Here is a 719-nt window from a genome sequence, read left to right as displayed (position 1 = left end):
CCAGGTGGCTCGTGGGCCGTTGTGTATCACTCGGTGGTTTCAAACCAGGCTTGAGCAGACAGATGGCACGATTTCGTGGGCCGATGGGCCAGCTAACCGTTTTGTGTTCGTGGTAATTAGTGGATCCTGGGGTATCGGTTCGGGAGGTGTGAGCATTCTCTATCTCACCTCGTCTTCCTCCCGTAGCCCGTTCGTCACATTCATCGTCGGAGTGCTGTTGATCTGTATATCCACTCTCCTTCTACTGTGGTTCACCCTGGTGCACAAGAAGATAACCGTCAGGGAAAATAGCGTGGAGATTTGTCGAAGAATCTTCCCGTTCAAGCCGTCAGTGAAGTTCGTCTCCCCTGTCACTGAAGCAAAAATGGTGGCAACCAACCTGCGGCCCATTCCGACATTCGAACTACGAATACGTGGCGAGGGCCTTCCGTTGCGGGGTTTGCGGATCGTGCTGCCCTATTTCCAAAACGCAACACCTGAAGACCTCAAGTACCTGTTGGAGCAACTACTTCCCATGCCCCAAGAAAACGAACGCGACGGGCAGCAGTACCCGGAAACCCTGCAATCCTAACTCGCCCGTCCATCAGAGGCAGCTCTCGGTCGGGGTAGCGAACTGTCGTGGCACCCTTGTTCGACTAAGTTCCTATGTTGCTATTGTGATTGCTGTTTGGGTTTTGTGGGTGGGAGGCGGGGGTAACGGTTCTAGCGATCCTGCCGTG

The 719-nt window shown here is 54.2% G+C and carries 1 protein-coding gene; it reads left to right on the top strand.

Annotated features, from left to right (window positions below; translation table 11 throughout):
- Positions 1-571: hypothetical protein (locus HMPREF3101_RS04065; protein WP_210386167.1), on the top strand; the 571-nt coding region annotated here is incomplete at its 5' end.
- Positions 572-719: the final 148 nt, after the last annotated feature.

Origin of the sequence: Corynebacterium sp. HMSC29G08 (genome assembly GCF_001806875.1) — a bacterium.
Classification (GTDB): domain Bacteria; phylum Actinomycetota; class Actinomycetes; order Mycobacteriales; family Mycobacteriaceae; genus Corynebacterium.
Note: the sequence above shows the minus strand (reverse complement) of the source record. Positions and strands in the feature narration are given on the sequence as shown.